Genomic DNA, 21,953 nt, shown 5'->3' on the forward strand with positions numbered 1-21,953 from the left:
GTCAGTACCTGTCGGTTAAGTCAGCGCATCGGTGCTACTGCTTCTTCGCGCCGAAGATGCCGGCGATCGTCTTGTTACCGGCGAACAGATGCACCGTTCCACCTATTTCCTTCCCCGCGTTCCCGTAGAACCTTCCTATCACGTTGCCGAAGACATCCGTGCCGTCAAGTGACCTGAGCGAGTCACCATGAAACCGGTTGCCAGCAATGGCTCCAGCGCTGCTGGGCAATTGTGTGGTTATCAGATTTGAACCGTCCCCGCGCCTGAACGTGAAGCCACCGCCAATTTTCATCGTATTGAAATTTGCAGTCAGGTTCACCGTTCCGCCCAGATCGTTATGGCCAACCCCGGCCTCGACGTATTGCCCGATGATCTGTCCGCTGTAGCTGGCCTGCCCGGATTTCGGCATTTCACTCGGCATCGTTGCCCGACCCACGATGAAATGGCCGAAAGTCAGCTTCATCTGATGGTCGGGTTCACTATATGACAGGTTCCCCGACCAGGCTCCCCAAGACATGTAATCGAATTGCGATGCAGAAGCGGCATGATCTAGCCGGATCGCCGTCCGCCCGTAATGCGGCGACGGCAGGACTTCGGCAGCAGGGTGCTTCATTGTCGCATTCTCGATTTCAATGGGCATGTTGACCACATCCCGACGCCTGGGCGCTTCGTGGTAGGCGACGGAAAACCCGTCGAACCCGGTTACGGTACCTGGGTTGGTCGAGGTGCCGGAAAGCGTATTCTCGATCCTGCGAACATCATCCGCCGATTTTTTTGATGCGCTGTCCTGGCTGACAGCAGGAGAAACAGGCTGGCTAGAGGTGGCAGGTTTGGCGGGAACCAGGCTCCAACTGGCAAGGCTGATCTTTTCCAGGCTCTCCGTCATGGTCGACAGCTTTTCCACGGATTGCTCCATCCTGGCGATGAGCGCATTTATTTCCGCCTCCTGCCTCTGGAGCTCCTGCATCGTGCTGTTGTAGTCGTTGATGGCGCTGTATGCAGCGGCAAGTTTCGATGAGTTTGCCGACAACACATCGAGATTAAAACCATCCATCAGCTTTCGAGCAAAAGCCATTGACTCCTCATGGCTGGCGACCGCCACATCGCCATCGAACATGCGATTTTCAGGTTTTTCAGCGGAGAGCTTCTCAAACAGCTCGATTCCATGCTTTAGCTGTATGCGATGAATTTGCTGAGTATCAAGTGCAACACCATTCTTGGCCTCGAACTCTATCTCCGCCCGGACTTCGGTAATGGCATTTACTGCAAGGAGACGAAATCTGTCCGCTTCCTCCAGGGACCACTTTCGTCCTATGCTCAAACCCTGGTCCAACGAATCCGAAATCAAATCCACCCCTAGATCTGTCACACTGATGAGCAGCCCATACCCTGGAATATACGATGTACCAGCCACCACGAGATTCTTGACAATCGTCATGTTATCCACGAGAGTCTTTCGAGATTGGCCGTAGTCCTTGATATCAACGTAGACACTGGCAATATCGGCAGCCGCACCAAGCCCCTTCCCCCACTTTGCAAATTTTTCGGATGAGGATATCGCCTTGTCCAGGCTGCTATTCAATTCGTTCAAATTCCGGAGGGCGCCTCTCATTTCATCGCTATTTCTCTTGACCGCATCCGGGATCAGCGAAACCAGAGACTTGAGTTGTGGATCATTCGATTGCTGAAAGAGTTTTCTCTGTTTTTGATCCAGTTCCTTTACAGTCTTCTCCTGTGCCCTGATGGCATCCTGCAATTTGATCGCGTCAGCAGAATATGATTCTGCAGCTATTTTCACGCCTTCGCTTAGCGTTTTGACCTGTGCGGCAACTGCAGAGTCATAATCCTTGTTACCTGCCTTGAATTCCGCTTTTGCACCAGAAACGGAAATATCCCCTACTGCCCCTGACGGCGCGCTGTTGGCGTTGTTGGCGACGCCGTGCAGACCGACAAGAACCATTGCCGCGATTTTGCTGAGTTTCATTTCATTCCCTCGATTTCAAAAGTGCCTGGCCAGCGAAACCATCGTCTGCTGTCGCTTGTAGCGATACATCCCGATATTCGAGCGATTGTCGGACGCCGTGAATGAAAGCGTCAGATTGCTGTTCCACGGGGCGATCAGGTAGTTCAGGCTGGCGCTCAGATCGGTGCGGCGGTCCACCCGGCCTTTCTGCCAGGCCGCCTCGAAACCGCTGTAATCGGTGTGGCTGAAAGCCGGTGAAACATGCAGATTCAGGTGTTTGTCGAAAGCCTTGAAGTAACCGAACTCGACGCCCCGGGAGCGGTTGCCGTAGGTTTCCAGGCCGGCTTTCTCCCGGCCGGCATAGCCGCCGACGCTGACATGGCTGCTCGCATCCAACGCATAGCGCAACGAAGGGCTGAACGTCACCACGTCGCCGTTACGCGGGCTGTTGTCCTTGTAGCGCCGGTCCTGCCAGGCCAGACTGCCTTGCAGCAACAGCCGCGGAGAAACCTGGTAGGCGATCTGCGGCGCCAGCCCTTGGCCGATGGAGTAATAACGCTGCGAATGGCCGAAGCGGATGACATTGAAAATGTAGGGCAGGGAAAACGACCAGGCATCCTTCGACCAGCCCAGCCCCACCGACAGGGACAGGTTCAGCGTGTCGAAGCCGTTGAGCCGCCGGTAGTCGGTGTAGTTCAGGTGCAAACCCGCCTGCACGGCAAGATCGTCCCGCAAGGCATGGGTATAGCCGGCGCCGAGTTTGTACAGATGGGCCCAGTCATGATTGCCCTTGGCGTCCCGATCGAGCGTAAACGGCAGGTCGTAGATCAGGATGTTGTCGATGTCCGGCCCTTGGTTGGCATTGCTGTCGTAGAGCAGGCCGACGCCGGCATAGGCGCTCCATGCCTTTGCGCCCCCGGATTCGATGAAAGCCAGGAAAGCCTCGATGTTTTCCCCAACCCTGGCCGGCGGATTGCTGGCCTTGACGTCGAGCAGAAGCTGCCTGGCTTTTTCCGGGCGACCGCTGCGGTAATGGATCTCGGCCAGTTCGAGCTTGACGCGGGAAGCCGCCGGCTCGCGCTGGAGCAATTCGGTCAGGTATCTCTCGCTCGCCGCCCAGTCACCGAGTTGCTTTGCCGACAGCGCCAGAAGAAACAGTGTTTGATTGTCGTGGTTCCCGGAACGATGGACTGGCAGCAGCAGGGACTGGGCCTGCACCGGCTGCCCGTTCTGCAGCGCCTCCCGCGCTGTGGACAGGATGTCGCTTTTGGAAGCGGAAACCGCTTGCGCACTCGACCAGACGAGCAGGCCGGAGGCAAATAGGCGGACAAGTCGGAAGGCTGCGTTCACGGCATCACCTCCCCGAAGGCAAATGACCTCCAGACGGCACCCGTGAGCGGCGCCGCGAGCGCCATCAGCTTGATGACGTGCCTATGCTGACTGACTGACTGACTGACTGACTGACTGACTGACTGACTGACTGACTGACTGACTGACTGACTTTCAAAATTATGCTCCTTGTATCAATGCAACGCAAGTAAGTGCTTGAAGAAAATGCGATATAAATTACTTCGCCGCCCTTTTTCCATTGCTTTGCGCCATTCCTGGGAAACCCACGGATACGACGCCGCAAGAGTGGATGGCACGCCATCCTCGACACCGTTAATCCGAATGTCGTATCGCGTGGATGGCGAAGGAATTTTCAAGCCAGTTGGATCGGTCGTTCTTTGCAGGACGATCAGATATCTTTGATCGCTGGCACGAAAGCGGATTTTTTTGCGGGAATGACGTTCGCGGATGGCGGACGGAAAGGTGTCGCGGTACCGGGCGGCGAGTCGGGGAGACGACGAGGGCGTTTTCCACCAGGCCCGGGGATCAGGACCATGCGGCGTGGATTGCCCGGGGTCGGGAGGCTTCCGGGCGCGACCGGTCAGGGCGCGCAGATGACGCCGTCGCGGCCGGGCAAGCCTTGGCAGAATGGCAGCGACGAGAATTTCAACGGCAAATTCCGTGATGAGTGCCTATCCACGGAATACTTCCGCAACCGCCTCGAGGCGCGCGTCGTCATCGAGCAGCGGCGCCGTCACCACGACGAGGTGCAGTCGCATTCCGCGCTGGGCTACCTGCCCCGGCGCAGTACATTCAGAACCCGTCAGGCAACGACCACGCTACCGCGGCCCGGCCATCGCCTCGGTCCGTGCCAGCGCCGGCTGACCGGGCGCCATGTGCCGTGGCGGGACGTCGTCCGGCCGTGCGGCGTCATCGTGCCATTCGGCGCGCAGCGCGAGCGTGTGGCCGTCGATGATGGCGCCGCCCCGTTCGCCCCAGACGATGATCCGCCCCTTGCCGGCGTCCAGCGCCATCGCGGCCGGACGCAATCCGGCCGGCAGCCGGGTGGTGCCGAGCGGGGCGATGCCGTTGCGGATCGAGTACGCCTCGATGCGGCCCGGCTCGCCGGTGACGCGATATACGACGGCCCGCTCCGGCCACAGCAGCTCGATACGGCCAGCCGGCGCCGCCTGGCCGCAGGCTGCGAGCGATGCCAGGCAGAATGTGGCGAGAAGCGGCGAAAGCAGGCGGGCGGACATGTCTGTCTCCTTGACGGTCGGGAAGCATGGATCAAACAATACCGAACACTTTTACGAATTGAACGGACACCTCCGGTGACGGCGCGCTGAAGCGTACCGGTCGAACCGGCAGTACAGGCCGGCCCGCAGCGGCCCTTTCGACAGGAGCAAGACGTGCAGCTCGTGAGTCTCGACGAATCCCTCTCCACCCCGCTGGTGGAGCAGATCGTGAATGCCGTGCGCGGCCAGATCGACGATCGCATCCTGCGCCCCGGCATGCGCCTGCCGCCGATCCGCAAGCTGGCCGAAAGCCACGGCGTGAGCCGGTTCACCGTCGTCGAGGCATATGACAGGCTGGTCGCGCTGGGCTATCTGCGTTCGATGCGCGGCTCGGGCTTCTACGTCGCGGCGCGGCGCGAAGCGGGGGTACCCGCCGCGCCGGCGGACGTGGACCGGGCGGTGGATGTCGCCTGGCTGCTGCGCCAGGCTCTCGACGACCGGCCGGGGCAGATCAAGGCGAGCGCCGGCTGGCTACCGTCCGACTGGCTGGACGAGGAGGGGCTCAGGCGCCATCTGCGCACGCTGTCGCGCCGGCCGGACGCGCGCCTGGCCACCTATGGCCCGGTGCCGGGCTATCTGCCGCTGCGCCAGCAGTTGCAGATCCGCCTGGCGGAATCCGGTATCGGCGCCGACACGCAGCAGATCGTGCTGACCGAGGGCGCGAGCCGGGCGCTGGACATCATCGCGCGCCGGCTGGTACGCCCGGGCGACGTGGTCTTCGTCGATGACCCCGGCTACTTCAACTTCTTCGGCAACCTGCGCCTGCTCGGCGCGACGCTGGTGGGCGTGCCGCGCGGGGTGGACGGCCCCGACGCCACCGCGCTCGAAGCCTTGCTGGAACATCACACGCCGACCGTGTTCTTCACCCATTCGGTGCTGCACAACCCGACCGGCGGCAGCCTGGCGCCCGCGGTCGCGTTCCGCATCCTGCAGCTTGCCGAGCGGCACGGCTTTTTGATCATTGAGGACGACACCTACGCGGACTTCAACTCCCAGCCGCCGACGCGCCTGGCCAATCTCGACCAGTTGAACCGGGTGATCTTCGTCGGCAGCTTTTCCAAGACGCTGTCGGGCAGCCTGCGCGTGGGCTTCCTGGCCGCCCGCCCCGACCTGGCGATGGAGTTCGCCGACGTGAAGGCGCTGACCGGCGTGTGCTCGGGCGAATTCGACGAGCAACTGGTCTATCAGATGCTCACCGACGGCCACTACCGCAAGTACATCGAGCGCCTGCAGACGCGGCTGGCAAGGGCGCGCGAGACCTGCCTGCGGATGCTCGAACGCGTCGGCATGGAGGTGTACCTGGAGCCCAGGGCCGGCGTATTCCTGTGGGCCCGCCCCCCCGGCATCGAAGACGCCGCCTCCGTGGCGTCGAAAGCGGCGGAGCGGGGCATCATGCTCGCGCCGGGCAAGGTGTTCCGCCCGCAGATGCAGCCCAGCCCTTGGATCCGCTTCAACGTCGCGTTCTCCGCCGCACCGGAGGTGGAACGCCTGCTGGCGGAAACACTGGATCACGGCTGAGGCGCAACGTCACGTCCGGATGGCTGCACCGCCACGACGGGTCCAGACTGCGGCGCGGCATGATGCATCCGCGGGCGGCGATCGTCTATCATCCGATCCATGGCGCGCGCGCAAGTCTTCATCTCGTATTCGGGGCACGATGCATTCGAGGCCAATCTGCTGCAATACGCGATCGAGACGATGCTGGCGGCCGAGGGTGTCACGGCGTGGGCCTATCAGCGCGACCAAGCGCGTTCCGAAAAGGACATCGCGGCGGCGCTGAAGCAAAACGTGCGTGAATCCATCGCCACCATCTTCCTGGTCTCGCCAGCGACACTGGAAGGTGGTGCGGCGCAGTGGATGGAACTGGCTTACGCGGATGCGTTCGAAGTGAAGACTTTCATCCTTCTGCATCATCTCGAATACCGCGAACTGCGGGCGCGCGAGCACGGCGTACCGCCGCTGCTGATTGCGAGCCAGTGCAACGCGGCGCTCGAATGGAAGAACATCGTCGGAGACATCCGGAGCCTCGTACGCGGAGTCCACCACCCATGAGCGAAAAGGTCTTTTTGTCGTACGCCGTCCAGGACAGCGAACTGGCCCGGTCGCTGGCGAGGCAGCTCGCCGACGCCGGCGCCGAGGTCGATGTCTTCGACCTGAAGTCGAGCGTCACTCCCGACGACGACGTCCGCAGCGCGATCAAGGCGGCGATGGACGCCGCCAGCACGGTCGTCATCCTGGCCTCGCCGCACGGCGAGAATTCGCAGTGGGTGAACTACGAGGCCGGGCTGGCCGACGCGCTCGGCAAGAACCTCGTGCTGGTTGCCATGCCGGGCAAGGCACGCTCGCTGCTGGTCGACCGCCTCGCCGGCAGCGCCAGGGTCTTCGAGGTGGACCAGCGTGGACGGCTGCCGCAGTCCTTCTGCGGCGCGCTCTCGGGCTGAACGGGCGCCCGCGGCGCATCCCCGCCGCCGCATCCCCCAACCAGGCCGAAGCGCAAGAGTGCCCCAATCCGGTCTGGCGGCGGGGGATGCGCTCCGCGTCCTGCGCAACTCGACCTCGCTGCCGCTCGGGACTCGGACAGTGCTCGTCCGCTCCACGCATCCCCCGCCGCCAGACCTGCCGCGTCGCCTCATCCCGACGCCGAAATGCTGCCGTTTGCCGACCCGCCGCGAGCAGGTAGACTGCGAGCCTGAAATCCGCGTGGCGCGGCCAGAATCCGTGCCACGCATTCGCGTCCGCCAACCGAGGAGTCGCCCATGTCCTTCGCCAAGCCCTGCACCGCCCTGCTGAGCGCCCTGATGCTGTCTTTCGCGGTCGCCGCACCGGCCGTCGCGCAGCAGAAATCCGTCGCCGTGACAGCGATCGTCGAGCATCCGGCGCTCGACTCGGTGCGCGACGGCGTCAAGGAAGGTCTCGCCGCGGCGGGCTTCGAGGAAGGCAAGAACCTGAAGTGGCAGTACCAGAGCGCGCAGGGCAACACCGGCACGGCAGCGCAGATCGCGCGCAAGTTCATCGGCGACAGGCCCGACGTCATCGTCGCCATCGCCACGCCGTCGGCACAGGCGGTCGCCGCCGCGACCAAGGAGATCCCGCTCGTTTATACGGCGGTGACCGACCCGATGGCCGCCCAGCTCGTGCCGTCGATGGCAGCGTCGGGCACCAACGTCACCGGCGTGTCCGACGTGCTGGAACTGGACAAGCAGATCGCGCTGATGAAGCAGGTCGTGCCCGCCGCCAAGCGCGTCGGCGTGGTGTACAACCCGGGCGAGGCGAATTCGGTGGTCGTGGTGAAGGCGCTGCGCGAGGCCCTGCCCAAGCAGGGCATGACCCTGGTCGAGGCCGCCGCGCCGCGCACGGTGGACGTCGGCTCCGCCGCGCGCAGCCTGATCGGCAAGGTCGATCTGTTCTACACCAGCACCGACAACAACGTGGTGTCGGCCTACGAGTCGCTGGTGAAGGTCGGCAACGACGCCAAGATCCCGATGATCGCCGCCGACACCGACAGCGTGAAGCGCGGCGCGGTCGCGGCGCTGGGCGTGGACTACCGCAAGCTCGGCGTGCAGACCGGCGCGATGGTGGCGCGCATCCTGAAGGGCGAGAAGCCGGGCGTAATCGCCTCGGAGACGAGCACCAAGCTCGAACTCTTCGTCAATCCGGGCGCGGCCGAGAAGCAGGGCGTCAAGCTGTCCGAGGCGGTGCTCAAGTCGGCGTCGCAGATCATCAAGTAAACGCGCGCCACCACTTCCGGCCGGCGCGCGCGGCACATCGGCGCGCGCCGCCTTCTTCCCCCACCGGTAAGTCTCCATGTCGCTCTATACCCTGCTCGGGGCATTCGAGATCGGGCTGATCTTCAGCCTCGTCGCACTGGGCGTGTACATCTCGTTCCGCCTGCTGCGCTTTCCCGATCTCACCGTGGACGGCAGCTTTCCGCTCGGCGGCGCCGTCGCCGCCACGATGATCTCCAGCGGCACCGACCCCTTCGTCGCCACCGCGGCGGCGACCGTCGCCGGCGCGGTGGCCGGCCTGATCACCGGCTGGCTCAACATCCGCCTCAAGATCATGGACCTGCTCGCGAGCATCCTGATGATGATCGCGCTGTATTCGATCAACCTGCGCGTCATGGGCAGGCCCAACGTGCCGCTGATCACCGAGCCCACGGTGTTCACCGTGCTGCAGCCGGAGGCGATCGCCGACTACGTGCTGCGGCCGATGCTGCTGGTGGTGGTCGTGCTGGCGGCCAAGTTCGTGCTCGACTGGTTCTTCTCGACGCAGACCGGCCTGGCGATGCGCGCCACCGGCTCGAACGCGCGCATGGGGCGGGCGCAGGGCGTCAATACCGGACTCATGGTGCTGGGCGGCATGGCGCTGTCCAACGCGCTGGTCGGCCTGGCCGGCGCGCTGTTCGCGCAGACCCAGGGCGGCGCCGACATCTCGATGGGCGTGGGCACCATCGTCATCGGCCTTGCCGCGGTGATCGTCGGCGAGAGCCTGCTGCCCTCGCGCCGGCTGTACCTGGCGACGATCGCGGTGGTCGTCGGCGCCATCGTCTATCGCTTCTTCATCGCGCTGGCGCTCAACAGCGACTTCATCGGCCTGCAGGCGCAGGATCTGAACCTCGTCACCGCGGTGCTGGTCACGATCGCGCTGGTGGTGCCGAAGCTGCGCCAGCACTGGTCCGGCAAGAAAGGCAACTAAGATGAAACGACCCCCACGCTCACTGCGTTCGCTGCCCCCCGAGGGGGCGTCAGTACGCTTGAGGCGGCTCGGCGCATACTGACATGAAACGACCCCCACGCTCACTTCGTCCGCTGCCCCCCGAGGGGCCTCAGACAGCCCGGCGGGAGACCTGAATGCTGCGCGCACAGGATCTGCACATCACCTTCAATCCGGGCACGCCGATCGAGACGCGGGCGCTGCGCGGCATGTCGCTCGACATTCCGTCCGGCCAGTTCGTCACCGTGATCGGCTCCAACGGCGCCGGCAAGTCCACCTTTCTGAACGCGGTGTCGGGCGAACTCAAGGTCGATACCGGCCGCATCGAGATCGACGGCATCGACATGACGCGCCAGCCGGTGTGGGAACGCGCCCGCCACGTCGCGCGCGTGTTCCAGGACCCGATGGCCGGCACCTGCGAGGACCTGACGATAGAAGAGAACATGGCGCTCGCCACCCTGCGCGGCCGGCGCCGCGGCCTGGGCTGGGCGGTGAAGCCGGCGCTGCGCGAGGAGTTTCGCGCGCAACTGGCGACGCTGGGGCTCGGCCTGGAAAACCGCCTGTCCGACCGCATCGGCCTGCTGTCCGGCGGCCAGCGCCAGGCGGTGAGCCTGCTGATGGCCGCGCTGCGCCCGTCGCGGCTGCTGCTGCTCGACGAGCACACCGCGGCGCTCGATCCGCGCACCGCCGACTTCGTGCTGGCGCTGACGGTGCGCATCGTCGCCGAACACAGGCTGACGACGATGATGGTCACCCACAGCATGCGCCAGGCGCTGGACGTGGGCGAACGCACGGTGATGCTGCACCAGGGCAAGGTGGTACTCGACGTCTCCGGCGAGGAACGCAAGGGGATGACGGTGAAGGACCTGCTGGCGATGTTCGAGCGCGTACGCGGCGAACAGATCGACGACGACGCGCTGCTGCTCGGCTGACCGGCGCTTCAGCGGTCCAGTTGGCGCGCGACGAAGGCCCAGGCCATCTTCGAGGCATCCGGGCCGCGCGCATCGCTGAAGGGCTGGCGCGCATCGCCGCCGCTCCAGGCATGGCCGAGCCCTTCGACCAGGCACAGGCTGGCGACCAGCCTCTTCTTCAGCTTGAAGTCGGTCACCATCGCCGGATGCCGCTTGCCGCGCCGCAGCGCGCGCGGCTCGGCCGCGGCGGCCCCCGCCGCGGCCGCCCAGGACTGCGCCGCCGCAATCCCGTTGGCCGGCGCGACGACGCGATCTCGATCGCCCTGGATCACCAGCAGCGGCGGCAGGGACTGCGCCGCCGCGGGCAGTTCGGGCTCGCGCCGCCCGCCCATCGCGGCGAGCGCCGACACCGCCGAATGCGCGGCACCCGGCGCCACGCCGGAATGCATCACCACCGCGCGGAAGCGCTCCGGATGCAGCGTGCCCAGCAGCGCCGCCATGCCGGCCCCCGCCGACAGGCCGGCGACGGCGACCGCGGTGCGATCCACCGGATACAGCAGGCAGACCTGGTCGACCGCCGCCATCAGCGTCGAAGCCTCGGCATGCGCCTGCCGCGTGACGGTGCCGTACCAGTCCCAGCAGCCTTGCGGATTCACGCGCCGGTCCTGCTCCGGGTAGAGCACCAGGAAGCGCCCTTGCACGGCGAGCCGGTTCATGCGGGTGCTGCGCGCGAAGCTCGCCGCGGTCTGGCCGCAGCCGTGCAGCATGACCATCAGCGGCAGGCGTTCGGCATTCGACACACCGGGCGGGCGGAACAGGAAGTAGCGTCGCGCGCCGCCGGCGCCGATCGCCTGCCCGGTGATCCAGTCTCCGGGACCGGGCGGCGGACGAAGCCGTGCCGCCGCCGCATCCACCGCCTGCTTCGCCAGGCTGCCCGCCACCTCGCCGGCCATGCGCCCGCCGGCGCGCAGGCCGGCACGGGCCATCGCCGTCATTGCGCGCCGCAGCGCCCCGCCGAGCGGCGAGCGGGAAGTGCGCCGCTTCGTCATCGCTGCCCTCCGCCGGTGGACGCTGCGCCGCGGTCCGCCCGCGGGGGCCGCGCCGCCGCCTCGTCCACGCTGCGCAGGGTGGCGCGAGCACTGTCGGCGAGCGGACCGTCGCCGGCCTTGTCCACGGCCTTCAGGGCCGCCTCGCGCGCCTGCGTGCCGCGGCCCAGCGCCAGCAGCACGGACGCGAGGTTGTTGTAGGCCACGACCGCATCGTGGCGCTGCGCCGCATCGGCAAAGGCGCGGCGCGCGGCCTCGAGGTCGCCGGCGGCGTACTGCGCGTTGCCCAGCCCCATCGCCAGCGTCAGGCTATCCGGCCAGCGCGCCAGGCCGGCGGCATAGGCCTGCACCGCTTGGCGTGGCGGCGCGGCGCGCTCGAAGGCGACCAGCGCGCGGGTGGCTTCGGCCTCGTCCGCGGTGGCCGGCAGGCGCCCGGGCGGCAGGGCGGCGAAGGCCCAGCGTCCGGCGCGCTCCCAGGTGTGTTCGAAGGTGGCGAACGGCAGTTCCTGGCGCTCGATCGGCCCGGAACGCAGCAGGAACCGGCCGGCGTCGAGGTCGTAGCCGATGACCACCGCGTAGTGCCAGGACGGCGCCCAGGACAGGCCCAGGTTCTGCAGCACCACCACCGGGTTGCCCGCGGCGGTTTCGCGCATCACCGCCTCCAGCGCGCCGGGGATCACCGTCGCCACCGCGCCGGAGCGGCGCGCGCCGGCCAGCATCTCGACCTGCAGCGAACCTTCCCGGCCGGGCAGGAATACCTTGCCGACCAGCGATTCCGGCCGCGTCGGCAGCCCCGCCGCGCTCAGGGCGGTGGCCAGCGCCGCCGGTCCGCACTGGAATTCTTCCTGCGGGAAGAAGGGCGTCGACGTCAGTTCCACCCGCCGCGGCAGGCCGGCCGGTGGCGCGGCCAGCAGACGCGGCGCCTGCACCGCGCAGCCGGCCAGCGCCAGTGCCGCGCAGGCCGCGCCGCCGAGAAAGAGACGCCGCCTCGCGGCGGCGCCGGGCTGCGACATCGGGCGGACGCTCAGCGAATCGAGCGGGTGAAGGGAAACACCTTGGTCAGGCCGAGGATGTCGGTCAGCAGCAGCACGAAGAACACCAGCAGGATGGCACCGATGATGCCACCCGCCGGCGCATCGTCGACCCGCTTCACCAGCGCGGCCGCCTCTTCGTCGGTGAGCGCGGCAATGCGCTCGCGCGCCTGCTCCTCGGTGAGGCCGTAGCGCTGCAGTTCGGCCTGCACCTCGGCGCGGGCGAGCATGTCGCCCAGGCGCGCATGATGATCGCCGCCCTGCTGCGCCGCGCTCGCCTGCGCGGCCTGTTCGGTGCTCACCATCACGGCCTGCGCGTTGGGAACCATGGTGAAGCTGGAAAAGCTGGCGATGAGCAAAATGGACAACAGCCGCTTGCTCTTTTCCATGAGGGACCTCCGATGGCGGGATTGTTGGGGTTATCGGGCAGGGGGCGAGCCCGCCGCCTGTCACGCGGCATGCTGCCACCGCCGGCGGAAGGCCGGTACGGCCGGATTCATGCGGATACAAAAAACGACCGCCCGATGACAGACGCAGGGTCATTCCGGCGGCCTCTCGCGCTCTTCGCGTGCGACCGCCGACAGGTCGCGCAGATACCACGCGGCATAGGCGAAGCCGGCCACCGCGACGAGCGCGGTGAACATCAGCGTGCGGTCGAAAGGCACCCCGGCGGCAAGGTTGGCGACGACGACGTAGCCGAGATAGAAGGCAGCGAACAGGCCGCCGATGATGCGGATCAGCGCGAACGTCTTGCGCTGCTTGAGGGTAGGCTGGGGCACTTGAACTCCTGGTCGATGATCAGCGGACGGAGCGACCCGCGCACTGCGCGAGCCGCGCCCCGAGGCCGGCATGGCGCCGGGTGCGGGCGGCGCAGGCGGCGACGAACACCTCTGGCGCGCCGGCCAGCGCCACCCGGCGCGCGGCGCGGGTAACGCCGGTATACAGCAGTTCGCGCGTCAGCACCCGGCTGTGGGCCGCCGGCAGCACCAGCAGCACCTCGTCGAACTCCGAGCCCTGGCTCTTGTGCACCGTCAGCGCGAAGGCGGTGTCGTGCTCGGGCAGGCGCAGGGGTGCGATGGCGCGGTAACCGCCGCCGCTGCGCGGGAAATACACCGCCAGTTCGCCCTGCGCGTCGGCCAGGCACAAGCCGACGTCGCCATTGTAGAGGCCGAGCAGGTAATCGTTGCGCAGCACGATCAGCGGCCGCCCGGCGTACCAGCGCCCGGCCGTACCCACCGCCGCCGGCAGGCCGAGCGCGGTGCGCAGATGCCGCTCCAGATGGGCATTCAGCGCCGCCAGGCCGCGCGGCCCTTCATGCACCGCGACGAGCACGCGGAAACGGTCGAAGGCCGCGAAGGCGGCCGCGGCCCGCGACTGCGTGTCGCCCCGCACGTCGCGCAGGCAGTCCAGGTAGGGCGCATAACCGGCCTCCATGCACGCCAGCGTCCGCGCGCCCGGCCGCGCTCCATCGTCGGCGATCCACACCGCGGCCTCGTCCGCGCCGGCCTGCAGCCACTCCAGCGCCGCGGCGCCGGCACCGGCATTGATGTCGGCCGCGAGCCGGCCGATGCCCGAATCACGCCGGAAGCGGTGGCTCTCGGTGAGCCAGATCACGCTGTCGGCCATGCCGCCGTCCCGCCCGCCGCCGTCGCCCGCCGCCAGCGCCTGCGAGATCACCCCGGCCGGAATGGCGCACGACGCAGCCAATCGATCGACGGTGGCCGGCGTCAGCACGCGCGCGGACGACAACTCGGCGAACACCGCCCCCGCCTCCACCGCCGCAAGCTGGTCCTTGTCGCCGAGCAGCACCAGGCGCGCATCGGGCGGCAGCGCATCGAGCAGCCGCGCCGCCAGCGCCAGATCCAGCATCGACGCCTCGTCCACCACCAGCACATCCACCGCGAGCGGATTGTCCGCATCGTGGCGGAAACGCCCCGGCCCGGGCATCACGCCCAGCAGGCGGTGCACCGTGCTGGCATCGGCCGGCAGGCGCGCGCGCAACGCCGGCGGCAGCGTCGCGGCGCGGCCGCGCAGCGCTTCGAGCATCCGCGCCGCGGCCTTGCCGGTCGGCGCGGCGAGCGCGATGCGCAGATCCGGCTCTCGCTGCAGCAGGCAGGCGAGCAGCGCGGCGACGGTCGTCGTCTTGCCGGTCCCCGGCCCGCCGCTGATCACCGTCAGCCGCCCCTGCAGCGCCAGCGCGACGGCAAGCTTCTGCCAGTCGGGCACGGCCGCGCCCTCCCGTGCGGGGAAGAGCACGTCCAGCAGCGCCGCCACACCCTCCCCCGCCGGCCCGTCCGCACGGACCCGCGTGCGCGCCGCCAGCGCCGCGGCGAGGCGGCATTCGAGATCGAAGAAGCGGCGCAGGTAAAGACGGTCGCCGGCATCGAGCACCATGGGATGGGCCGACGGCCGCATGTCCGCGGCCCGCCCTTCGGCGATCCGCACCCCGACGGTTCGTACCTCGGCGGTCCGCATCCCGGCAACCTGCATCCCGCTGGCCTGCTCCTCGGTAGCCACCAGGCCGCTTCCCAGCAGCCGGTCGCACAGCGCAGCCCGGTCGCCAACGGCAGCTCCCGCCTCGCCCAGCCATTCGCCCTCCTCCAGTTCGGCGAGCGGCAGGCACACATGCCCCGCACTCGCCGCCAGACTCAGCGCACGCGCGACGGCCGGCAGCACCGCGAGGCTTTCCTCCGGCGCACCCAGGCTGCGCGCCCAGGCCAGGGCATGCGCGGCAAAACCGTCGGCGAGATCGTACTGTGCGGAAAGCGCGCCGTTCATGCCCCCTCCCCCGGCAAACGAACCGCACCGCGCCGAACCCCACGCCCAAAGGCGCGACGAGGCTCATCCGGCCACGCGGCGCCTTCGTGGAGGCGGCGAGGACTGCCCGAGCCGAGCGCAGCGACGGCGAGTTCCGCAGCCGCCGGAACGAATGCGCTGCGCGGCCGGATGAACGCCCCGACAACGCCTCCGCCCCCGAACCCACCCGCCAGCGCGGCACAGACGCAGCAAAGGATCATGCGATCACCCCGGCCTGCCCGGCTCCAGCCAGCAGGGCATCGAGTGCCGCGATGACCCCGCTCCCTGCGCGGTGCAGGAACACCCCCGCCGGCTGCCCGTCCACCCGCCAGCCCGGCCGTACGCCGCGCACGAAGAGGTAGAGCACGCCGCCGAAATGCCGCTCGTAGTCGTAGCCCGGCAGGCTGCGGCCGAGATGGCGATGCAACGCGACGGTGTAGAGCAGGTGCTGCAGATGGTAGCCATGCGCCTTCATCGCCGCCTCCAGCCGGTCTGGCGCGTAGTCCTCCGGCCGGTCGCCGAGATGGTTCGACTTCCAGTCCAGCACCCAGTAGCGGCCCTCGTGCTCGAAGGCGAGATCGACGAAACCCTTCAGATAGCCGCCCAGTTCCGCGAATGCCAGCCGCGGCATGCCGTAGCCGCGTGCCGCCAGCCAGGCATTGAGCCCGGCGGCGGACAAGCGCGGAACGGGCAGATGGAAAGCCAGTTCGACCAGCCGGCGCGCGTTCGCCAGCGTTTCCAGGCGCAGCACCGGCGCGCCGTCGGGCAGCAGCGGCGTCGCCAGCACGTCGCCGAGCATGCGCCGCAGCATGCGCGGCAGGCGCTCCGCATCCACGCCGGCGGCCGGGCGCTGCGGATGGTCGGCCAGCGCCGCGGCGATGGCGGCCTCCCAGCCGGCGGGCGCGGTGAAATCGATGCGCTCGAACACCGCATGCAGGCAGTCGCCGGCCGCCGGTCCGCGCGGAAAGCGCAGGATGTCGTCGTCCGCGGACGCAGCGGCGGGCAGTTCCGCCCAGGCCGTCTCCGGCTCGGCGGACGGTGCGCCGAACTCGCCGGTGGACAGGACGCGCGCATCGTGGTCGCGCGCCGCCTGCTCATGCACCGCCCCCGACAGCAAGGCGCTGAAGCTGCCGATGCTCCAGCCCGGCGCGATCACCGGCGGGCGCAGCGCATGCGGCCGGGCGCCCGCCTCCCGCGCCGGCGGAAGCGGCTCGCCACCGCCGTCGGGCAGATCGGCGAGCCGCATCGCTGGCCGGCCATCCAGCAGGCTGGCGCTGGCCAGGCCGCGCCAGCGCGCGTCGATCTCGGCCGGCGTCATCTTGTGTTCGCGCCAGGATTCGACGTCCATGCCGCCGCCCGCCACCATCCAGTTCAGCAGGCTGCGTCCCGCCTCGGCATAACTCGGCCGGCCGAAGCGCATCGCGGCATAGCAGCCCACCACGAGATAGCAGCGATGCACCGCGCGCGTCAGCGCCACGTAGATCAGGCGCAGGCTCTCGGCGTCGCGCTCCAGACGCATGCGCGCCTTGATGCCGGCATCGTCGCCGGCCGCGCGCCGGTAGTCGAGCACCAGGCGGCCGCCGTCGTCGTGCCAGGCACGCATGTCGCCGCCGTCGGCCCGGCCGGGGTGTCCGTCGAACAGGAAGGGGCAGAACACGACGCCGTATTCCAGGCCCTTGGCGCGGTGGATGGTGACGATCTGCACCAGGTTGCGGTCGGATTCCAGCCGCAGTTGCGCCGCGTCTCCGCCCGCTCCGTCGCGGCGGCAGGTGGCGAGCGTGCGCAGCAGCACCTCGGGCGAAGCGCCGCCGGCGGCCTGCTGCAGCAGTTCGGCCAGGTGCATCAGGTTGGTGAGGCGGCGCTCGCCGTCGGTACGCGCCAGCAGCCGCGCGGCAACGCCGTCGTCGGCCATCCACTGGCGCAGCATGACGCCGAAGCCGCGCGTGAGCCAGGTGTCGCGCCAGCGCGCGAAGGCGTCCAGCGTGGCGAGCAGGGCCGCCTCGTCGGCGGCCAGCGCCGCCAGCGCGGCGGCATCGCGCCCCATCGCCGCGGTGGCGAGCGCGGCCTTCACGCGGCGCTCGCGCGCCGGCTCGGCGATCGCCAGCAGCACGCGCTCGAGTTCCTCGGCGTCCTCGGTGGCGAACACGCTGGCCTGCGACAGCTCGACGCTGCCGACGCCGAAGGCGGCCAGCGCGCGGCGCATGCGGGCGCCCTGCGCGTGGCTGCGCACCAGCACGGCGACGTCGGCCGGCGCCAGCCCGCGCTCGCCGATGCGCACCTGGCCGGCGCCGCCGGCCGCGATCAGGCGGGCGATCTCGGCGGCGCTCGCCAGCGCCGCCCGCCGCATCGCCTGCGCGCGCGGCAGGCGGTCGCCGCCCGCCTCTTCCTCGCCCGGCGGCGCTTCCTCGCGCGGGATGCGCCACAGGTGCAGGGCCGCCGCGCTCGCGCCGCTCGCGGTGTCGTCGATGAAGGGCGCGCGCGGCCGCGTGCCGGCATCGACGCGCTCGTAGGTCAGCCCCGGCAGCATGAAGACCGCCGGATTGGCGCCGAACAGGCGGTTGCAGGCTTCGATGAGGGCCGGCGCGGAGCGCTGGTTGTGGCGCAGTGTATGGCGCGTGTCGGTACGGTCGCGGGCGGCGAGGTAGGTGTGCAGGTCGGCGCTGCGGAAGCTGTAGATCGCCTGCTTGGGGTCGCCGACGAGGAACAGGCCGCCGTGGCGCCCCCCGTCGTTGTAGACGCGGTCGAAGATGGCGAACTGCAGTGGATCGGTGTCCTGGAACTCGTCGATCAGCGCCACCGGGAAACGGGCGTGGAGCGCCGCGGCGAGCCAGGGCTGGCGGCCGGCGGTGAGTGCGTCGTAGGCGTTCCACAGGATGTCGTCGAAGGCCACCTGGCGGCGCTCGCGCTTGCGCCGGCGCAGTTCCTCCGCGGTCTGCCGCACGAAGCGGCGCAGCAGCGCCAGGCGCGCCGCCTCGACCCGTTCCTCGGCGGCCTCGCGTGCCGCGAGCAGTTCGCCGGCGGCAGCGAAGAAGGGATGATGCGGCGGCGCGATGCCCTTGGCGTGGCCGGCCTTGGTGACGCTCGATTCGAGCTTTTCCTTAGTCAGCAATTCGAGCTTGCCGCCTCCCGCGGGCAGCGCGGCCGGGTCGCCGGCGGCGAACCATGCGGCCCAACGCTCGTGCGCGCGCGCCACCGAATCGGGGGTGTAGATCTTGCCGTTCAGCCCCGGCAATGCGGCATCGATCGCCTGTGCGATGGCGGCCTCCCCGCCGCGCCAGGCGTATTGCGCCGCCTCGTAGGCCGCCTCGAGGCGCACCGCCGCCGCGCCGAAATCGCCGGCGCCGCCGGGCGGATCGTCCCAGCGCCGCTCGGCGAGCGGCCGCGCCATGTCGCGGCCGAGCAGCTCCGCCCAGCGCTCCGGGCTGTCGCCGCGCTGCAGCAGCCGCTCGGCGAGCGCCGGCGGCAGGTCGGCGCCGGCGATCTCGCGGCGCCAGAAGTCCTGCGTCGCCTCGAGCCGCAGCGCGGCGTCGTCCTCGACCAGTTCGAGCGCGTACGGCAGCCCGGCGGCGAACGGCGTGTCGGCGAGCGCGCGCTGGCAGAAGCCGTGGATGGTGAAGATCGCGGCCTCGTCGAAGGTCTGCAGCGCGCGCCGCAGACGGGCCGCCATGTCGTCGCGGGCCAGGCCGGCCGCGAGCACGGTGTCGATCAGCGAGGGGACGAAGGGATCGCCGCCGGCCTGGCCGCCGTCGAGCACCCTGAGCGTATCGACGATGCGGTCGCGGATGCGGGTCGACAGCTCGGCGGTGGCCGCCCGGGTGAAGGTGACCACCAGCAGCGATTCGACCGGCACCGCCTTTTCGAGCAGCAGCCGCAGGTACAGGCCGCAGATGTTCCACGTCTTGCCGGTGCCGGCCGAAGCCTCGACGAGGCGGATGCCGTCGAGCGGGCAGGTGAAGACGTCGAGATCGGTGGGGGGCATCGCGGGCGCGGACATCGTCCGGATGGTAGCGGCGGCGCCCGGCCATCGCAAACCGCCCGCCCGCATGCGGGCGTATGCCTCTTGCACACTCGCATGGCGGAAACTAGAACACAACTCATCGCCGGCATCCGCCCATGCGGGCCGACTGCTTATGGCGCCGACCCGGAGACCGAGATGGAATTGATCGGAACGATCCCAGTTCGTGGCAGCCGATCCCCGCGCATCGAACTCATGCAGGGCGACCTCACTGCCATCGGGCCGGACGAAGGGTTCGACGTGCTGGTGGTGTCCGCCTTCCCGGACGACTACTTCCCGACGCGCACGTCGTTGATCGGCGCCCTCTTCAACAAGGGACTCTCCGTCAAGGAACTTGCGGCCGGGAAGGATCTGGATCTGCGTACGGCGTTCTCGTGCTGGCTGTCGAAAGACCTCGGGGCGGCCAGGGAGATCTTCCACTTCGATCGCATCCTGTGCTTCGAACCCCTGGTCCGCGGCGAACCGCCCGCCGTAGTGGGAGACATCTTCCGCGCCCTGACGCCGATACTCGCCGAGCATGCCGACTTCCGGTCGGTGGCGATGCCTCTGGTCGCGGCGGGCAATCAGGGATACGCAGCGGCGGACATGCTGGACCCGCTGCTGGACGCGGCGATCCACTGGCTCGAGCGCGGCCTGCCGCTGGACGTGCTGAAGATCGTCACGCTGACGGAGCAGCAGACGAACGAGGCGCGCGCGCTCTTCCTGCAGCGGGCGGCCCAGTACGCCGCCTCCGACTCGGCGGCGACGGTACCCGGAAAAACGTTCGACGTCTTCATCAGCTATGCGCACGAGAACGCGGACGACATCGAAATCTTCGAACAGGCGCTGCTGCGCGCGAATCCGCTGCTGCGCATCTTCCTCGACCGGAAGACACTGGATGTCGGGTGTGCATGGCAGCCGGAGATCTTCGAGAGCCTGGACCGGTGCCGCAAGGTCGTTGCGATGTTCTCGCCCGACTATCTCGCATCCAAGGTATGCAAGGAGGAGTTCAACATCGCCTGGGTGCGGGGCCGCGAGCACGACGAGGACATCATCTTCCCCATCTTTCTGCACAGCGCCGATCTGCCGACCTACATGACGTACCGGAACTATCTGGACTGCCGCGAAGGCGACAGGATGAAGATCGAGTCCGCGGCGGGTCGCCTGGTCGAATCGCTGAAGCGCACTGCGCACCGGCCTTGAAATGAGCGAAGCCGCCCGGACGGACCGGGCGGCTTCGGATCGTTCGGGTCCGCTTCGGCAAGCCGCCGCGCAACCCCTGCGTCTTGCCGATCAGACGGACTTCAGCACCGAGGCGGCGGCCTGGGTCGTCTTGGCGACGGTTTCCACGGCGGCGGCGGTAGCGCTTTCGACGTTGGCCTGGGCGACTTCGGACACCTGCTTGGCCGCCTTGGTCGCGCCTTCGTAGGCGGCGGTGGCGTTGGCGATGGCGCTCTTGAGCGCGCCGATGGCGGTTTCCGAGCCGGCCGGCGCGTTCTTGGCGAAGTCTTCCACCGCGGCGTTCAGGTTCTTCACCAGTTGCGCGGCTTCGGTTTCATACAGCTTGCTCAGTTCGCCCTGGGCCTGGGCGGCGATGCTGGCGACGTTGCCGAGGTAGGCGACGTTCTTTTCCAGCACCGGGGTGATCAGGCCGAGTTGCAGCGAGGCCAGGGACTTCGGGTCCTTGGCTTCGGCGACCGACTTGCTCAGCGCGACGCTGTCGTCGAACAGCGCACGGGCGGCGGCCAGGTTCAGGCTGGACAGACGCTCGACGGCGGAGAACAGGCTGGCGCTGGCGGCGGAGGCGGCCTGCAGGCTGGTCTCGAGGCTGGCCTTGCCGGCGGCGACGAACTTTTCGGGGGAAATGCTCATGGCGATACTCCTGTGATCGATTTCAGGGAAAGTACGAATTGGATGCGGCTCAATGTTGCACTGCAACAAAATCAAATGCAAGAGCCTTCCCGGAAAATTTTTCGTCCCCCGTGTTACTCGACGATCGCCTTGCCCGCGCTCCCGCGCGGGAGCGCGGCCGGCCGCTCAAGCCGCGTCCTTTCCCTCGGCCGGCTGCGGCACGCATGGGGCCGCGGCGCCTTCGGGCCAGGTCGCCCAGTTGGGGTCGGGCAGTTCGCCGAAGACGCGACGCAGGCTGGCGCCCCACTGGCTGTGGATCATGTTGAAGTAGGGGTTGTCCCAGTCGATGCTGACGTGGCGCGCAACCTTGAGCTGGTCGCGGCGGTAGACCAGCAGGTCCAGCGGCAGGCCGACCGACAGGTTGGAGCGGATGGTGGAATCCATCGAGATCAGCGCGCACTTCGCGGCCTCGTCGAGCGAGGTGGCGCTGCTGACCACGCGGTCGATGATCGGCTTGCCGTACTTCGATTCGCCGATCTGGAAATACGGGGTGTCCTCCGACGCCTCGATGAAATTGCCCGCGGCGTAGATCTGGAACAGCCGCGGCGGCTCGTTGTCGATCTGGCCGCACAGGATGAACGAGGCGTTGAAGTCGACGCCGAACTCCTTGAGCGCCGCCGCATCGCGCTGGTAGACCCGGCGCACCGTGTCGCCCACCATGCGCGCGCATTCGAACATCGTCGCCGCGCTCCACACGCTTTCGTGGTCCTGCACGTTGGCATGCTCGCGCAGCAGGTTGACCACCGCCTGCGTGATCGCCAGGTTGCCGGCGCTCATCAGCACCACGACGCGGTCGCCGGGGCGCTCGAAGACGATCATCTTGCGGAAGGTGTTGATGTGGTCCACACCGGCGTTGGTGCGGGAGTCGGACAGGCAGACCAGGCCCTCGTCCAGGCACATGGCGACGCAGTAAGTCATGGGTCAATCGCAATGGGTTGATCGGCGCATGGCCGGCTTGCCG

General features: G+C 68.2%; 18 protein-coding genes and 1 pseudogene. 8 read left to right on the forward strand and 11 right to left on the reverse strand.

Translation table 11 applies throughout. The features are described 5' to 3' along the window. Positions 1-34 precede the first annotated feature (34 nt). Together CCZ27_RS17590 and CCZ27_RS17595 are read right to left on the reverse strand one after the other, a co-directional pair. Positions 35-1,984: a transferrin-binding protein-like solute binding protein gene (locus CCZ27_RS17590; RefSeq protein ID WP_096450365.1), complete on the reverse strand. Its 1,950-nt coding sequence runs from the start codon at positions 1,982-1,984 to the stop codon at positions 35-37. Between the two features lie 15 nt (positions 1,985-1,999). Further along, positions 2,000-3,313, reverse strand: a complete 1,314-nt coding sequence (locus CCZ27_RS17595) for a surface lipoprotein assembly modifier (RefSeq protein WP_096450367.1) — start codon at positions 3,311-3,313, stop codon at positions 2,000-2,002. 533 nt (positions 3,314-3,846) lie between these two features. On the opposite strand from CCZ27_RS17595, the pseudogene CCZ27_RS17600 reads away from it, so the two are divergent. Continuing rightward, positions 3,847-4,080 (forward strand): annotated as a pseudogene (locus CCZ27_RS17600) (integrase core domain-containing protein); the annotation flags it as partial. Between the two features lie 51 nt (positions 4,081-4,131). Here CCZ27_RS17600 and CCZ27_RS24030 read toward each other — a convergent pair. After that, entirely contained in the window at positions 4,132-4,551 is a 420-nt protein-coding gene (locus CCZ27_RS24030; protein ID WP_198363383.1) for a hypothetical protein, read from the reverse strand. Between the two features lie 153 nt (positions 4,552-4,704). Here CCZ27_RS24030 and CCZ27_RS17605 point away from each other — a divergent pair, with 153 nt between their 5' ends. From CCZ27_RS17605 to CCZ27_RS17630, 6 genes are all read left to right on the forward strand, one after another. Further along, positions 4,705-6,108 (forward strand): aminotransferase-like domain-containing protein, encoded by a 1,404-nt coding sequence (locus tag CCZ27_RS17605; RefSeq protein ID WP_096450369.1) that lies wholly within the window; start codon positions 4,705-4,707, stop codon positions 6,106-6,108. A gap of 99 nt (positions 6,109-6,207) precedes the next feature. Continuing rightward, positions 6,208-6,642: a TIR domain-containing protein gene (locus CCZ27_RS17610; protein WP_096450371.1), complete on the forward strand. Its 435-nt coding sequence runs from the start codon at positions 6,208-6,210 to the stop codon at positions 6,640-6,642. Continuing rightward, the gene (locus tag CCZ27_RS17615; protein WP_157748628.1) at positions 6,639-7,031 is read left to right on the forward strand and encodes a toll/interleukin-1 receptor domain-containing protein; all 393 of its coding nucleotides are present in this window, start codon (positions 6,639-6,641) and stop codon (positions 7,029-7,031) included. Before CCZ27_RS17610 ends, CCZ27_RS17615 begins: the two co-directional genes overlap by 4 nt. A gap of 315 nt (positions 7,032-7,346) precedes the next feature. Then, positions 7,347-8,318 carry an ABC transporter substrate-binding protein gene (locus CCZ27_RS17620; protein WP_096450375.1) on the forward strand — a complete coding sequence of 324 codons (972 nt, stop codon included), beginning with the start codon at positions 7,347-7,349 and terminating at the stop codon, positions 8,316-8,318. A 76-nt stretch (positions 8,319-8,394) separates the two neighbouring features. Further along, positions 8,395-9,285 (forward strand): ABC transporter permease, encoded by an 891-nt coding sequence (locus CCZ27_RS17625; protein ID WP_096450377.1) that lies wholly within the window; start codon positions 8,395-8,397, stop codon positions 9,283-9,285. Between the two features lie 155 nt (positions 9,286-9,440). Continuing rightward, complete coding sequence (locus CCZ27_RS17630) at positions 9,441-10,235, forward strand: ABC transporter ATP-binding protein (RefSeq protein ID WP_096450379.1); 795 nt, start codon at positions 9,441-9,443, stop codon at positions 10,233-10,235. An 8-nt stretch (positions 10,236-10,243) separates the two neighbouring features. Here CCZ27_RS17630 and CCZ27_RS17635 read toward each other — a convergent pair whose 3' ends face one another. The 6 genes from CCZ27_RS17635 to recB form a co-directional block, all read right to left on the reverse strand. Continuing rightward, entirely contained in the window at positions 10,244-11,263 is a 1,020-nt protein-coding gene (locus tag CCZ27_RS17635) for an extracellular catalytic domain type 1 short-chain-length polyhydroxyalkanoate depolymerase (RefSeq protein ID WP_096450381.1), read from the reverse strand. Further along, on the reverse strand, positions 11,260-12,273 hold the full coding sequence (locus CCZ27_RS17640) for a PA2778 family cysteine peptidase (protein WP_096450383.1): 1,014 nt from the start codon (positions 12,271-12,273) through the stop codon (positions 11,260-11,262). Before CCZ27_RS17640 ends, CCZ27_RS17635 begins: the two co-directional genes overlap by 4 nt. Positions 12,274-12,284: 11 nt before the next feature. Continuing rightward, a complete protein-coding gene (locus CCZ27_RS17645; RefSeq protein ID WP_096450385.1) occupies positions 12,285-12,680 on the reverse strand; it encodes a PA2779 family protein in 396 nt (131 codons plus the stop codon). Between the two features lie 150 nt (positions 12,681-12,830). Then, positions 12,831-13,070, reverse strand: a complete 240-nt coding sequence (locus CCZ27_RS17650) for a hypothetical protein (RefSeq protein WP_096450387.1) — start codon at positions 13,068-13,070, stop codon at positions 12,831-12,833. Between the two features lie 19 nt (positions 13,071-13,089). Continuing rightward, positions 13,090-15,069, reverse strand: a complete 1,980-nt coding sequence (recD, locus tag CCZ27_RS17655) for an exodeoxyribonuclease V subunit alpha (RefSeq protein ID WP_096450389.1) — start codon at positions 15,067-15,069, stop codon at positions 13,090-13,092. Positions 15,070-15,304: 235 nt separating this feature from the next. Further along, on the reverse strand, positions 15,305-19,066 hold the full coding sequence (gene recB / locus CCZ27_RS17660) for an exodeoxyribonuclease V subunit beta (protein ID WP_232516456.1): 3,762 nt from the start codon (positions 19,064-19,066) through the stop codon (positions 15,305-15,307). Between the two features lie 81 nt (positions 19,067-19,147). Here recB and CCZ27_RS17665 point away from each other — a divergent pair, with 81 nt between their 5' ends. Next, positions 19,148-20,284, forward strand: a complete 1,137-nt coding sequence (locus CCZ27_RS17665) for a toll/interleukin-1 receptor domain-containing protein (RefSeq protein ID WP_157748629.1) — start codon at positions 19,148-19,150, stop codon at positions 20,282-20,284. 90 nt (positions 20,285-20,374) lie between these two features. On the opposite strand, the gene phaP is transcribed toward CCZ27_RS17665, so the two are convergent. Then, positions 20,375-20,953, reverse strand: a complete 579-nt coding sequence (gene phaP / locus CCZ27_RS17670; protein WP_096450396.1) for a TIGR01841 family phasin — start codon at positions 20,951-20,953, stop codon at positions 20,375-20,377. Positions 20,954-21,118: 165 nt separating this feature from the next. After that, a complete protein-coding gene (locus tag CCZ27_RS17675; protein ID WP_096450398.1) occupies positions 21,119-21,910 on the reverse strand; it encodes a proteasome-type protease in 792 nt (263 codons plus the stop codon). Positions 21,911-21,953 lie beyond the last annotated feature (43 nt).

Origin of the sequence: Thauera sp. K11 (assembly GCF_002354895.1) — a bacterium.
GTDB classification, from domain to species: domain Bacteria; phylum Pseudomonadota; class Gammaproteobacteria; order Burkholderiales; family Rhodocyclaceae; genus Thauera; species Thauera sinica.

Coding starts and splice junctions, on each gene's coding strand:
- recB (WP_232516456.1), bottom strand. CDS start 19,066: ATGCCCCCCACCGATCTCGACGTCTTCACCTGCCCGCTCGACGGCATC.
- CCZ27_RS17675 (WP_096450398.1), bottom strand. CDS start 21,910: ATGACTTACTGCGTCGCCATGTGCCTGGACGAGGGCCTGGTCTGCCTG.
- CCZ27_RS24030 (WP_198363383.1), bottom strand. CDS start 4,551: ATGTCCGCCCGCCTGCTTTCGCCGCTTCTCGCCACATTCTGCCTGGCA.
- CCZ27_RS17640 (WP_096450383.1), bottom strand. CDS start 12,273: ATGTCGCAGCCCGGCGCCGCCGCGAGGCGGCGTCTCTTTCTCGGCGGC.
- CCZ27_RS17590 (WP_096450365.1), bottom strand. CDS start 1,984: ATGAAACTCAGCAAAATCGCGGCAATGGTTCTTGTCGGTCTGCACGGC.
- recD (WP_096450389.1), bottom strand. CDS start 15,069: ATGAACGGCGCGCTTTCCGCACAGTACGATCTCGCCGACGGTTTTGCC.
- CCZ27_RS17630 (WP_096450379.1), top strand. CDS start 9,441: ATGCTGCGCGCACAGGATCTGCACATCACCTTCAATCCGGGCACGCCG.
- CCZ27_RS17645 (WP_096450385.1), bottom strand. CDS start 12,680: ATGGAAAAGAGCAAGCGGCTGTTGTCCATTTTGCTCATCGCCAGCTTT.
- CCZ27_RS17635 (WP_096450381.1), bottom strand. CDS start 11,263: ATGACGAAGCGGCGCACTTCCCGCTCGCCGCTCGGCGGGGCGCTGCGG.
- phaP (WP_096450396.1), bottom strand. CDS start 20,953: ATGAGCATTTCCCCCGAAAAGTTCGTCGCCGCCGGCAAGGCCAGCCTC.
- CCZ27_RS17615 (WP_157748628.1), top strand. CDS start 6,639: ATGAGCGAAAAGGTCTTTTTGTCGTACGCCGTCCAGGACAGCGAACTG.
- CCZ27_RS17620 (WP_096450375.1), top strand. CDS start 7,347: ATGTCCTTCGCCAAGCCCTGCACCGCCCTGCTGAGCGCCCTGATGCTG.
- CCZ27_RS17625 (WP_096450377.1), top strand. CDS start 8,395: ATGTCGCTCTATACCCTGCTCGGGGCATTCGAGATCGGGCTGATCTTC.
- CCZ27_RS17610 (WP_096450371.1), top strand. CDS start 6,208: ATGGCGCGCGCGCAAGTCTTCATCTCGTATTCGGGGCACGATGCATTC.